The organism is Streptomyces sp. PKA51 (assembly GCF_057552455.1).
This window is the reverse complement of record NZ_BAAJPZ010000001.1, coordinates 377,215-389,469: the sequence shown is the minus strand read 5'-3', so window position 1 is coordinate 389,469 and position 12,255 is coordinate 377,215. Positions and strand designations below refer to the sequence as shown.

Genomic DNA, 12,255 nt, shown 5'->3' with positions numbered 1-12,255 from the left:
AGACCGCTCGTGTCCGCACCCACTCTCGTCGCCGTCACCGGCGCCGAAGGCTTCATCGGCTCGCATCTGGTGGAGGCGCTCGTCGCCGACGGCCACCGGGTCCGGGCGATGGTGCAGTACAACTCCTTCTCGTCCTTCGGCTGGCTGGAGACGCTGTCGCAGGACGTCCTGGACCACGTGGAGATCGTCCTCGGCGACGTCCGCGACCCCGGCTCCGTACAGGGGCTGGTGGCCGGCGCCGAGGTCGTCTACCACCTGGCCGCGCTGATCGCCATCCCCTACTCCTACCGCGCGCCGCACAGTTACGTGGAGACCAACGTCACCGGCACCCTCAACGTCCTGGAGGCGGTGCGCCACCAGGGCATCCCGCGCCTGGTGCACACCTCCACCAGCGAGACCTACGGCACCGCGCAGACCGTGCCCATCGACGAGGACCACCCGATCAACACCCAGTCGCCGTACGCCGCCTCGAAGGCCGGCGGCGACCGGCTGGCGGACAGCTACCACGCGAGCTTCGGCCTGCCGGTGGTCACGCTGCGGCCGTTCAACACCTTCGGGCCGCGGCAGTCGATGCGCGCGGTGATCCCCACCGTCATCGGGCAGGTGGCCGCGGGGCAGCACACCATCACCCTCGGCGACCTGCGTCCCACGCGCGACTTCAGCTTCGTCAAGGACACCGTGGCCGCCTTCCGCGCGGTGGGCACCGCCCCCGCCGAGGCCGTGCTCGGGCGCACCTTCAACTCCGGTACCGGCGAGGAGATCTCGGTCGGCGACCTGGTCGCCCTCATCGGCAAGCTCATGGACGCCGACCTCGAGGTGCGGGAGGACAGCGCCCGGGTGCGTCCGGCCGCCTCCGAGGTGATGCGCCTGGTCTGCGACTCCTCCCGGCTGCGGGCCGCCACCGGCTGGGCGCCGGCGCACACCCTGGAGCAGGGGCTCGCGCAGACCATCGCCTTCTTCCGCGATCCGGCCAACCTCTCCCGTTACAAGACCGGCATCTACAACGTCTGACGTTCTCGGCCCACCCACGCCGCACCACAACCATGTGCCGCCCGCAGGGCGGCACAAGAGAGGAACGGCACCGACATGCACGCAGTCATCCTCGCCGGAGGCAAGGGCGTCCGGCTCCGCCCGTACACCACCGCACTGCCCAAGCCCCTGGTGCCCATCGGCGACCGGCACGCCATCCTCGAAATCGTCATGCGCCAGCTGGCGGGCGCCGGGTTCACCAGCTGCACCCTGGCCATCGGCCACCTCGGGCACATCATCCGCGCCTATGTGGGCGACGGTTCGCAGTGGGGCATGCGCGTGGACTACACCACCGAGGAGAGCCCGCTGGGCACCATGGGCCCGCTGCTGACCATGGCCGACCGGCTGCCCGAGCGGTTCCTGGTGATGAACGGGGACGTCCTGACCGACCTCGACTTCGGCGACGTGCTGCGCGACCACACCGCCTCCGGGGCCCCGCTGACCATCGCCACCTATCCGCGCCGGGTCAGCATCGACTTCGGGGTGCTGACCACGGAGGACGACCGGGTCGTGGCCTTCACCGAGAAGCCCAGCATGGACTACCGGGTCTCCATGGGCGTCTACGGCGTCAGCCGCGAGGCGCTCGGCCGCTACACGCCCGGCCTGCCGCTGGGCTTCGACGAGCTGGTCCTGGACCTGCTGGAGGCCGGCACCCCGCCGCGCGCCTATGATTTCGACGGCTACTGGCTGGACATCGGCCGGCCGGACGACTACGACCGGGCGAACGCGGAGTTCGCCGTCCGCCGCGACATGCTGATCAAGGGAGCGTGACCGGCCCGTGCGCATCCTTCTCCTCGGCGCGACCGGCTTCCTGGGCCGGCACGTCGCCGAGCGCCTGCGCGCCCTGCCGGGCGCGCTGGTGCTCGAGGGCGGCCGCTCCCCGCGCGCCGCCCTTCCCCTCGACCTCTCGGCCACATGCCCGGACCGACTGATCTCCGCGCTGCGCGGCGCGGCCCCCGACGCCGTCGTCAACTGCGCCGGGGCGGTGGGCGGCAGCGCCCTGACCCTCACCGGCGTCAACGCCCGCGGCCCCGCGCTGCTGTGCGAGGCCCTGCACGCGGCGGCCCCCGACGCGCGGCTGGTGCACCTGGGCTCGGCGGCCGAGTACGGTCCGGCCGACGGCCACCGGCCGGCGGCCGAGGCCGGCCCGGCGCGCCCGAGTGGGCTGTACGGTGCGAGCAAGCTCGCCGGCACCCTCGCGGTGACCGGATCCGGTCTGGACGCGGTGGTGCTGCGGGTCTTCAACCCCGTCGGCCCCGGCGCCCCGGCCGCCTCCCTGCCCGGCCGGCTGGCCGGCGCGCTGCGCGCGGCGGGCCCCGACGGCCGGGTGAAGACGGGCGACCTGTCGGCGTACCGCGACTTCGTGGACGTACGGGACGTCGCGGAGGCCGTCGCCCGGGCCGCGACCGCGCCCCGGCCGCTGCCCGCCGTCCTCAACGTCGGCAGCGGCACGGCCCGCCTCGTACGGGACGTCGCCGAGGGGCTGCTGCGGGCGGGCGGCTTCACCGGGCCCGTGGGCGAGCGCGTCGACGAGCAGGGCGACGGCTCGCCGCGCTCGGCCGCCGTGCCCTGGCAGCAGGCCGACACCACCGCCGTCACCCGCAGCCTGGGGTGGACGCCGCGCCGCTCGCTGGAGGAGTCCCTGACGGATCTGTGGGCCGAGGTCCGCGACCGGCCCGAGGAATACGTCCGGTGACGTCCGGTCGGCTGCTGGTCCCGCTCTACGTCCATCCCGCCGAGGGGCCGCAGGCGTGGGAGGCCCTGCTGCACGAGGCCCCTCGGCTGCACGCGGTGGTGCTCAACGCGGCCGACGGTCCCGGCGACCGGCCGGATCCGGCCTTCCGTGCGGCGGCCGGACGGCTGCGCGCCGCGGGCGTCGCGCTGCTGGGGTACGTCGACACCGCCTACGGTCGGCGGCGCACCCGCGCCGTGGTCGCCGACGTGCGCCGGCACCGCCGGTGGTACGAGGTGGACGGCGTCTTCCTCGACCAGGTGCCGGTGCATGCCGCCCACCTGCCCCGTTACCGCCGGCTGGTGCTGGCCGCGCGGGTGCTGGGCGCCCGCAGGGCCGTGCTCAACCCGGGCACGCACCCGGACCCCGGGTACGCGGAGCTGGCCGACGTGCTGGTGACCTTCGAGGGGACGTGGGAGGACTACCGCCGGGCGCGGGTGCCGGCCTGGACGGCCGACCATCCGCCGGAGCGGTTCTGCCACTTGGTGCACGCGGTGCCCGAGGGGCGGGCGCACGAGGTGGCCCGCACGGCCGCCCTCCGCGGCGCGGGCGTGCACTGCGCCGTACCGGGCACGGGCGCGAACCCGTGGCGCAGCGCCCCGGCGCCGGCCGGTGCACAGGAGACATGGGAACACGAACGGGGAGGGACGCGGTGAAGGACCGGCGCCTACGGGCCGGGCTGCTGGGTGTGCTGCTGCTGGTGCTGGCGAGCTGCTCGTCGGCGCCGGAGGAGGACGGGGACGACGAGCCGGACGGGCGGCCGACGGTCACCGCGCCGGCCCCCTCGGGGCGGCCCGGTGACCGCTGGCAGCCGCGCCCGGGCACGGCCTGGCAGTGGCAGCTGGGCGGCAAACTCGACAAGGACGACACCGCCGTCGACGTGCCCGTCTACGACATCGACGGTTTCGAGAACACGGCGGCCACCGTGGCGGCGCTGCACGCCCGCGGCCGGAAGGTGATCTGCTACATCAACGCCGGTGCGTGGGAGGACTTCCGGCCGGACAAGAACGCGTTCCCCAAGGGGCTGCTGGGTCGCAAGAACAAGGGCTGGGACGGCGAGAAGTGGCTGGACATCCGCCGTCTGGACGAGCTGCGGCCGCTCATGGCGGCCCGCATGGACATGTGCCGGCAGAAGGGCTTCGACGCGGTCGAGCCGGATCTGACGGAGGGTTTCCGCAATGGCACGGGCTTTCCGCTGACGGCCGCCGACCAGCTGGCGTTCAACCGGATGCTGGCGCGGCTGGCGCACGAGCGCGGGCTCGCGGTGGGGCTGAAGAACGACCTGGAGCAGATTCCCGCGCTGGTGGGCGACTTCGACTTCGCGGTGAACGAGCAGTGCGCACAGTACAAGGAGTGCGAAAAACTGACGCCCTTCATCAAGCAGAACAAAGCGGTCTTCCACGTCGAATACGACCTGCCGACGGAGAAGTTCTGCGGTGAGGCCAAGCGGCTGGGCCTGAGTTCGATGCGCAAGAAGCTGGAGCTGGACGCCTCGCGCGAGCCGTGCTGACGGGCCGTCGGGCTACCCGCGGTAGCCCGCCTTCCGCCGCAGGACAGGCGGTGTTGACGGGTGATGGTTGCACCGTTTCGCCCGAAGTGAAGAAGTTCACAGATGCCGCTTCTGGTACGGAATCCGGGCGATGGATAGTGCAGGATCTCTCGTCGAACACAAGATCCCGTCACCGAGGCGGGCCACCCGGGCGGAACGCCGAGTCCTGCCGCCGCACCGGGTGAGGAATCGATTCCTCGATCGGCAGGAGCGGGAGACCCAAGCGGTACGGACCACGAACGCGGTGGTCCTTGGGGTGAAGCCACACACTGGCCGGGCAACTTCGCAGCCCGAACCCGACAGGTCATCTTTCGCAGGCGGATGCCGAAGGGCTGTGGCATGTCTGCGTTGCCTCGCATACCTGCACTCGTTTCCCGGGCCGCCACCGCGTCGGCCCTGACCGCCGCCACCATGGCGGCATCGGTCCTCGTTCCCGGCCTCGCCCCCGGCGCCTCCGCGGCGACCACCGGCGAGCAGGCCCTGAGGGTCGCGGCCGGCAAGGCCGGCTCCCCCTACCAGTGGGGCGCCACCGGCCCCAACCGCTTCGACTGCTCGGGCCTGACCCTGTACTCGTTCAAGAAGGCGGGCAAGAGCCTGCCGCGCACCGCCGCCGACCAGTACAACCGCACCCGGCACATCTCCGCCGGCTCCCGCACACCGGGCGACCTGGTGTTCTTCCACTCGGGCAGCAACGTCTACCACGTCGGCATCTACGCGGGTAACAACACGATCTGGCACGCCCCCAAGCCGGGTACCACCGTGCGCAAGGAGCGCATCTGGACCGGCAGCGTCTGGTACGGCCGCGTGGGCTGACCCCGCACACCCTCGTCCTCGCCGGCCGCCGTCAGGCGACGGCGAGGACGATCTTGCCGGTGAGGTGGCCGTGCTCGCTCTCCCGGTGCGCGTCGGCCGCCTCCTCCAGGCGGTAGACCCGGTGGACGGGCAGCTGCAGCAGACCCGCCTCGTGCAAGGCGAGCGCCTCGCTCAGGGCGGGCACCGGCCGCACCTCGCGGCCACCCGAGCTGAAGCGGGCCCCGTGCAGCCGGGCGCCCTCGGCATCGGCGATCGACACCACCCGGTCGGCGCCGCCGGTCACCTCGACGGACACCCACACGGCGTCGCCCTTGCCGACGGCGTCCAGCGCCGCGTCCACCCGGCCGGGGGCGGCCGCCTCGCGCACCCGCTCGGCGAGCCCCTGCCCGTACGTCACCGGGATCGCGCCGAGACCCCGCAGGTAGGCGTGGTTGGACTCGCTCGCCGTGCCGATGACCCGCACCCCGCGGGCCCGGGCGAACTGCACGGCCAGGGTGCCCACGCCCCCGGCGGCACCGTGGACGAGCAGCGTCTCGCCGTCGCCGAGCTCCAGCAGCTCCATCACCCGCCGGGCCGTCTCGGCGGCCACCGGCAGGGCGGCCGCCTCCTCCCAGGCGAGCGAGACGGGCTTGACCACGACCTGGTCCTCCCGGGCCAGTGCCTGCTCGGCGTAGGCACCGGTCACCGTGCGACCGAACACGGCGTCGCCCGCCCGCACCTGCGTCACGCCCTCCCCCACCGCCTCGACCAGGCCGGACGCCTCCACCCCGGGGACGTGCGGCAGCTCCAGGGGGAAGGTGTCCGCCATGGCGCCGCTGCGCAGCTTGTGGTCGAGCGGGTTGACGCCGGCGCAGCGCACCGCGATGCGGACCTGCCCCGGCCCGGGGACGGGCAGCGGCACCTCGACCGGCCGCAGGACGTCGGCCGGTCCGTACGAGCTGAAGGAGATCGCCTTGATCGTCGTCATGGGATCACCCTGATCGACGACCGGCCGATTCGCCGCCAGGCTGGCCGGACCGCCACCCGGATACCGTGCTCCGGGGCCGGCGCCTACGCCCCTTCCTCGGCGAGCCGCTTGACACCCTCCAGCGTGGCCCGCATGCCCGCCTTGAACTCCTCCAGCCGCATGGCCACGAGCTCCTCCTCGCGGTCGGGCATCCGGGCGATGGCCACGCTGATCCCCGAGGGCGCGGGGCCGATGCGCACCGACTGGCGCAGCAGGGTGGCCGCCCCCTCCGGACCGTCGGGCTCCAGTTCGAACTTCCAGGTGGCCATGGGGTGGGCCGGGTCGGCCTCGCCACCGCCGTAGCGGCCGTCGGGGTCGGTGACCGCCCAGCTGAACAGCCGCTCGGTGACCAGCCCGACCACGTGGGAGACGGTCCGCCACTCCCCCGCGTACGGGTGGCGGTTGAACCCCTCGAAACGCGCGCCCGGCTCCACACCGGTGGCACCGTCCAGCCAGGCCGTGCTCTGCAGCTCGGTGCTCAGGCGGGCGGGCAGGCCGATGTCCGTCACGAGCTTCCACACGACGGCCGGAGCCGCGTCGATGCGGATCTCCTCCTGCGCACCCGGGGCGTCCGCCAGACGCATGATGTCTCCCTCCCACAACTGAACATGACAAGTCGTTGGGCACAGTGTGCAACACCGCCCGACGGCGGATGCCACGGCGGGTCCGGTTCACCGCACGTCCACCGGCCGTGCGCACCGCTGGGGGATGCTGGACGGTGTGACAGCGCAATTCGTGGTCTCGGTGCACGACGTCGCCCCCTGGAGCTTCTCCCGGACCCGCGAGTGGGTGGCCGAGCTGGAATGCCGCGACGTACCGGCGACCCTGCTGCTCGTACCGGGCGCGTGGCGCGGGGTGCCGCTGGCCGACGACCCCGCCCTCGTCCGGTGGCTGCTCGCCGCCGCGCGGCGCGGGCACGAGCTCGCCCAGCACGGCTTCACGCACCGGGCCGTGCCCGGCGGCCCCCGCCGCCGGCGCCTTGTGAACCGGCTCCTGGCCCGCGGCTGCGCCGAGTTCTGCGCGCTCGACGCGCACCAGGCCGCCGACCGCCTCGCGCGCGGCCGGGCCGAACTGGCCCGCGCCGGAATCCACCCCGAGGGCTTCACCCCGCCCGGCTGGTTCGCCTCCCCCGGCACCATGGCCGCCCTGCGCGCCTCGGGCCTCTCCTACACCACCACCCACCTGGCCGTGCACGACCTGCGCACCGGCCGGCGGCACCCCCTGCCCGCCCTGAGCCACCGCCCCGGCGGCCTCGGCGAACACGCGGCGGCCCGCCTCCTGCCGCGGGCGGCCTGCCGGTGGGCCCGCCGGGGCCGGTCCTTCCGCATCGCCCTGCACCCGGCCGACCTGGCCCGGCCCGGACTGCGCGAGAGCGCCCTGGCGGCGATCGACGCCGCGCTGGCCGCGGGGGCGGAGCCCCTGACGTACGCCGAACTGGTGGCGGTCCGCAGGCGGGCAACGGCATGAGAATCGTGCAGCTCGCCAACTTCTACGGCCCGCAGTCGGGCGGCATGCGCACCACGCTCGACGCGCTCGGGCACGGCTACGCCGCGGCGGGCCACGAGCGGGTGCTCGTCGTGCCGGGGCGGCGGGCCTCCTGCGCACGCGACGCGACGGGACTGCGGTACACCCTGCCGGGCCTGCCCGTGAGCGGCGGCTACCGCATCGCCCTGCCCACGCCCGCCCTGCACCGCCTGCTCGACCGCCTGGCGCCGGACACGCTCGAGGTCTCGGACAAGCTCACCCTCGTGAGCGCGGCCGCCTGGGCCCGGCGGCGGGGCGTACGGTCGGTGCTGCTGTCCCACGAGCGGCTGGACGCGATCCTGGCCCCCTGGCTGCCGGCGTGGGTACCGCTCCGTCCCGCGGCGGACGCCTGGAACCGCCGACTCGTGCGGACGTTCGACATCGTGGTGAGCCTGTCGGCCTTCTCCTGCGCCGAGTTCGCCCGCATCGGCGCACCGGTGCTGCACCGGGTGCCGCTGGGCACCGACCTGGACGTCTTCTCCCCGTCGGCCGCGGCGCCCGGCCCGCCGGACGGCGTGCGGCTGGTGCACGTGGCACGCCTCTCACGCGAGAAGCAGCCCCACCTCCCCGTCGAAACCCTCCGCGTCCTGCGCCGGCGCGGGGTGCCGGCCCGGCTGGACGTCCTGGGCGACGGCCCGGAGCGCCGCCGCCTGGAACGACGGGCGGCAGGACTGCCGGTCCGCTTCCACGGCTACCTCACGGACCGGCGCGCGCTGGCGGCGCTCACCGCGGCAGCAGACGTGGCCCTCGCCCCCTGCCCGGCCGAGTCCTTCGGCCTGGCGGCACTGGAGGCCCTGGCCTGCGGCACGCCCGTGGTGACCACCGACCGTGGCGCTGCCCGCGAACTCCTGGCACCGGGCGCGGGCGTGGCCGTGCGCCCGGACGCGGAGGCGATGGCGGACGGGGTCGAGCACATGCTCGCCCACCCGCCACCCGCCCGACGAACGGCGGCCCGGACCCGGGCCGAGGAGTTCCCCTGGACACGAGCGGTGACCCGCATGCTGGCGGTACACGGCGCGTAGGCTCTGCCCGGCGGATCATGCAGCGCCCCCGCAGGGGCGCGGTATCGTGCTCCGCCCGGGCCTCGGGGCGGCGCGTTCGGCTGCGGGCCGCCGGTGGCCGATCGCGCAGTTCCCCGCGCCCCTGACGGGGCACTGCACCAGCCACGGCGCCCCATAGGGGCGCGGGGAACTGCGCGACAAGCCACGACGCAAGCCGCAGACGGGCTGCCGTGTCACACCCACGCGGCGGCAACCGCAGACCGACACCGCCCCGCGCCCCCGGAGTGTCACCAGACGACGATGCCACCGCCCTCGGCTCTAGCTCGCCGCGCGGCGGCAACGATGTTGGCGAAGCGCTCGCCGACGTACTCGGCGTAGTAACCGCCCTCGCCGGCAAGGCGGTCGAGATGGGGACGGACCGTCTCGCATTCGGCGAGGAAGTCGTCGACCTCGTGCGGCTCCACGAGCAGGTCGCCGTCGGCGAGCCGGGGGAAGAACCGGGCGCCCAGAGCCCGCATTCCCTCGGATCCCCACAGCCGGGTGCGGGTGCTCTCGAAGCCGGCCAGGGTCTTGGCGTCCTCCGGGTCCTCCAGGAATTCGCGGCCGCCGTCGGCGTCATGGACATAGATGCTCACGAGGAGGCTCATGGGGGCGATTCTCCGAGGCGGAACTCCCTCACGTCGAACGCATTACCGCACCACTCCCACGCGGCCGGCCGGCAGGTGCGCGCACACAGCCTTCACTAACGGCGGGAACGCTCCGCGTCGGCGGCACGTCCCAGCCAGTGTGGCCCGAACGCGCACGGCCTTGCGGCACCGTGCGTCGGGGGAGGGAGGGGCACATGGACGAGGAGCGGCGCCGCCATCCGCTGGTGGCCGGGCGCTACCGGCTGTTGGAGGAACTGGGGCGCGGCGGCATGGGGGTCGTCTGGCTCGCGCTGGACGAGGTGCTGGACCGGGAGGTCGCGGCGAAGGAGGTGCGGGCGCCGGAGCACCTGTCGGACGACGACGTGCGCGTGCTGTACGCGCGGCTGAAGCAGGAGGCCAGGGCGGCGGCGCGGGTCAGTCATCCCAATGTGATCACCGTGCACGACGTGGTCGAGCAGGAGGGCAGGCCGTGGATCGTGATGGAGCTGGTGCGCGGCGAGTCCCTCGACGATGTGCTGCGTCAGGAGGGTCCGTTGCAGGCCAAGGAGGCCGCCCGGGTCGGGGGGCTGGTGCTGCAGGCGCTGCGGGCCGCGCACGCCGTCGGGGTGCTGCACCGCGACGTCAAGCCCGCGAACGTCCTGCTGGAGGCCGGCGGCCGGGTGGTGCTCACCGACTTCGGAATCGCCCTGGTGGAGGGGGCGGGCACGCTGACCCGTACCGGTGATCTGATCGGTTCCGCCGAGTACCTGGCCCCGGAGCGCGCCATGGGCCGGCGTCCCGGCATCCCCTCCGACCTGTGGTCGCTGGGTGCCCTGCTGTACGTGGCGGTGGAGGGGGTCTCGCCGTTCCGCCGCGGTGACCCGCTGAGCACGCTGCGGGCGGTGGTGGACGAGTCGCCCGCTCCGCCGCGCCGGGCCGGGCCGCTGGCCCCGTTGCTGGAGGGGCTGTTGCGCAAGGACCCGGAGGCCCGCATGGGTTCGGCCGAGGCGGAGCGGTTGCTGGAGGCGGTGGCCAGTGGCCGGGTGACGGAGGCCCCGGGGTACGTGCGCACCACGGTGGACCGCCCGGTGCGGCCCCCGGCGCCGGACCCGACGCCCACGTACGTCCCGTACGTCCCGCCGCCACCGCAGCCGGTGGTGCCCGCCGGGTACGGCGCCCCGTACCCGGCGGCGCCCGCCGCATCCTCGCGGCGTATGGCCGCCCGCGTCGTCGCGGCCGTCGTCACGCTGCTGCTGGTCGCCGGCGGCACGATCGCGCTGTTCGCCCTGCGCGGCGGTGGCTCGGGGGGCGGGCAGTCGCCGGGCGGGGGCTCGGTGTCGGCGCCCCGGCAGGTGAGCCGCTCCGACGACCAGGGCGCCACGGAGTCGGCCGAGCCCACGCCCACCCCGACGTACGAAGAGCCCACGCCCACGCCGCAGGGTACGTGCAACGGCGGCTGGGTGACGTCCTGTTGACAAGCCAGACCGGCCCACGGGGGTGCGTCCTGTGAAGCGCAAACGGATAGGTGTCCCGTCCCTGCTCGCCGTCTGCGCGCTGCTCGTCGGCGCCGGCGCGGCGGGCTGCTCGTCGGACTCCTCGGGGGGTGGCGGGCAGCGGATCTCCCTGGAGGCCGCGGGGGTGGTCGCGGCCAACCCCTTCCTCAAGGCCCCCGAGGCCGACCTCCCGGGCACCAGGCCCCTGCCCGGGGCCCGGGCCCGGGGCGCCTTCGGCGGTACGCCGGGGCAGACGCACTGCGACAAGCAGAAGCTGATCGCCCAGATCACCGCGGATCCGGTCGAGGCCGCCGCCTGGGCGAAGGTGCGCAATGTGCCGGTGGAGCGCATCCGCGAGCACATCATGGGGATGAACGAGGAGATCGTTCCCGAGGACACCCTGGTGAAGAACCACAACTACGAGGGCAACGGCAGGACGGTGGAGTATCTTTCCGTCCTCCAGTACGGCACCGCCATCCTGCGCGACGCCTACGACGGCCCGGCCGTCAAGTGCAATTGCGGCAATCCGCTGCTGCAGCCGGACCGCACCGTCGACCGCGCCTCGGCCACGTACACCGGGACGCGCTGGCAGAGCTTCGAGGTCACGCAGATCACCGTCGTGGTGACCCGTACGGTGGAGCAGGGACCCCGCAGGACCGTGCCGTACGTCGACGTCCAAAACCCGGACCGGGGTTTCGACCGGCCGGCCGGCAGCAGCAACGGCGGGGACGACAGCAAGACGTACCCGGTGCCGCTGCCGAAGCCCCCGACGCCGTCGGCGTCCGGGGCGTCGGGCACGCCGACCGGCGGCGCTTCGGGCTCCTCGTCCGCTTCCTCGTCCGGTGTTCCGTCCGACTCCCCGTCCGACTCCCCGTCCGGCTCACCCTCCGGCTCCCCGGCAGGGACGCCGACAGGGAAACCGTCGGGCCCGCGCTCCGGTTCGCCCTCCGACGTACCGACGGGATCGCCGTCGCACAGGCCCTCGTCGGCGCCGCCCACGACGCGGGTCCCCGCGCCGGTGACGTCCGGGCCGCCGCCGCGCACCCACCCCCCGTCGCTGGTGCCGACGAGCAGGCCCCCGCTGCAGGAGCACACCACCGCCGCTCCCCCGCCGACCGTCCGTACGGCGCCGCCGCGGTCCCTCACTCCGCCGGAGCACTCGGCCAACGGCCCGTCCGCCACAGGTGCGTGATGGCGTCGGCGATCCGGCGCGAGGTTGCGTCGGTGAGCCGTCGCGGGTCGCCGCCGACCGCCGCGAGGTCGGCCAGGAAGCGGCCGACCGCGGGGCGGCCGAGGCGGTGCAGGGTGGTGTCGTGATGGGCCCCTACGAGGCCGGTGGCGCGGAGCCGGGCCTCGTCGAGGCCCGTGAGCCGTACGGACAGTTCGACGAAGCCCGGGTGGTCGTCGGGCGGTGCCGCATCGCGTCGTGTCATGGTCGCCTCCCCGCGGGGAACGACTGCCGTGCGGCGGCGCCCGGTTCCC

14 protein-coding genes and 1 riboswitch are annotated in these 12,255 nt (G+C 74.3%); of the genes, 10 read left to right on the top strand and 4 right to left on the bottom strand.

Annotated elements, in window-relative coordinates:
• Nucleotides 1-9: 9 nt before the first annotated feature.
• From AC27L3_RS01490 to AC27L3_RS01465, 6 genes are all read left to right on the top strand, one after another.
• Nucleotides 10-1,011, top strand: coding sequence for an SDR family NAD(P)-dependent oxidoreductase (locus tag AC27L3_RS01490; protein WP_487232113.1), 1,002 nt, complete (start codon nt 10-12; stop codon nt 1,009-1,011).
• 75 nt (nt 1,012-1,086) lie between these two features.
• On the top strand, nt 1,087-1,800 hold the full coding sequence (locus AC27L3_RS01485; RefSeq protein ID WP_487232112.1) for a sugar phosphate nucleotidyltransferase: 714 nt from the start codon (nt 1,087-1,089) through the stop codon (nt 1,798-1,800).
• A 7-nt stretch (nt 1,801-1,807) separates the two neighbouring features.
• Entirely contained in the window at nt 1,808-2,725 is a 918-nt protein-coding gene (locus AC27L3_RS01480) for an NAD-dependent epimerase/dehydratase family protein (protein ID WP_487232111.1), read from the top strand.
• A complete protein-coding gene (locus AC27L3_RS01475; protein ID WP_487232110.1) occupies nt 2,722-3,417 on the top strand; it encodes a spherulation-specific family 4 protein in 696 nt (231 codons plus the stop codon). The genes AC27L3_RS01480 and AC27L3_RS01475 overlap by 4 nt, the downstream gene beginning before the upstream one ends.
• On the top strand, nt 3,387-4,271 hold the full coding sequence (locus tag AC27L3_RS01470) for an endo alpha-1,4 polygalactosaminidase (RefSeq protein WP_487232109.1): 885 nt from the start codon (nt 3,387-3,389) through the stop codon (nt 4,269-4,271). Before AC27L3_RS01475 ends, AC27L3_RS01470 begins: the two co-directional genes overlap by 31 nt.
• 219 nt (nt 4,272-4,490) lie before the next feature.
• Nucleotides 4,491-4,646, top strand: a riboswitch (cyclic di-AMP (ydaO/yuaA leader).
• Between the two features lie 3 nt (nt 4,647-4,649).
• Nucleotides 4,650-5,123, top strand: coding sequence for a C40 family peptidase (locus AC27L3_RS01465; protein ID WP_487232108.1), 474 nt, complete (start codon nt 4,650-4,652; stop codon nt 5,121-5,123).
• 31 nt (nt 5,124-5,154) lie between these two features.
• Here AC27L3_RS01465 and AC27L3_RS01460 read toward each other — a convergent pair whose 3' ends face one another.
• Both AC27L3_RS01460 and AC27L3_RS01455 read right to left on the bottom strand, forming a co-directional pair.
• Nucleotides 5,155-6,081 carry an NADP-dependent oxidoreductase gene (locus AC27L3_RS01460; protein WP_487232298.1) on the bottom strand — a complete coding sequence of 309 codons (927 nt, stop codon included), beginning with the start codon at nt 6,079-6,081 and terminating at the stop codon, nt 5,155-5,157.
• Between the two features lie 92 nt (nt 6,082-6,173).
• Nucleotides 6,174-6,713 carry an SRPBCC family protein gene (locus AC27L3_RS01455; RefSeq protein WP_487232107.1) on the bottom strand — a complete coding sequence of 180 codons (540 nt, stop codon included), beginning with the start codon at nt 6,711-6,713 and terminating at the stop codon, nt 6,174-6,176.
• 136 nt (nt 6,714-6,849) lie between these two features.
• On the opposite strand from AC27L3_RS01455, the gene AC27L3_RS01450 reads away from it, so the two are divergent.
• Nucleotides 6,850-7,596, top strand: a complete 747-nt coding sequence (locus tag AC27L3_RS01450) for a DUF2334 domain-containing protein (RefSeq protein WP_487232106.1) — start codon at nt 6,850-6,852, stop codon at nt 7,594-7,596.
• Nucleotides 7,593-8,675 carry a glycosyltransferase gene (locus tag AC27L3_RS01445; protein ID WP_487232105.1) on the top strand — a complete coding sequence of 361 codons (1,083 nt, stop codon included), beginning with the start codon at nt 7,593-7,595 and terminating at the stop codon, nt 8,673-8,675. The genes AC27L3_RS01450 and AC27L3_RS01445 overlap by 4 nt, the downstream gene beginning before the upstream one ends.
• 266 nt (nt 8,676-8,941) lie before the next feature.
• Here the strand turns inward: AC27L3_RS01445 and AC27L3_RS01440 are convergent, their stop codons facing one another.
• Nucleotides 8,942-9,301, bottom strand: coding sequence for a hypothetical protein (locus AC27L3_RS01440; RefSeq protein WP_487232104.1), 360 nt, complete (start codon nt 9,299-9,301; stop codon nt 8,942-8,944).
• 194 nt (nt 9,302-9,495) lie between these two features.
• Here AC27L3_RS01440 and AC27L3_RS01435 point away from each other — a divergent pair, with 194 nt between their 5' ends.
• Together AC27L3_RS01435 and AC27L3_RS01430 are read left to right on the top strand one after the other, a co-directional pair.
• The gene (locus AC27L3_RS01435) at nt 9,496-10,755 is read left to right on the top strand and encodes a serine/threonine-protein kinase (protein WP_487232103.1); all 1,260 of its coding nucleotides are present in this window, start codon (nt 9,496-9,498) and stop codon (nt 10,753-10,755) included.
• Nucleotides 10,756-10,786: 31 nt separating this feature from the next.
• Nucleotides 10,787-11,965: a DUF6777 domain-containing protein gene (locus tag AC27L3_RS01430; RefSeq protein ID WP_487232102.1), complete on the top strand. Its 1,179-nt coding sequence runs from the start codon at nt 10,787-10,789 to the stop codon at nt 11,963-11,965.
• On the opposite strand, the gene AC27L3_RS01425 is transcribed toward AC27L3_RS01430, so the two are convergent.
• Nucleotides 11,916-12,206 (bottom strand): hypothetical protein, encoded by a 291-nt coding sequence (locus tag AC27L3_RS01425; protein WP_487232101.1) that lies wholly within the window; start codon nt 12,204-12,206, stop codon nt 11,916-11,918. The genes AC27L3_RS01430 and AC27L3_RS01425 overlap by 50 nt on opposite strands.
• Nucleotides 12,207-12,255 lie beyond the last annotated feature (49 nt).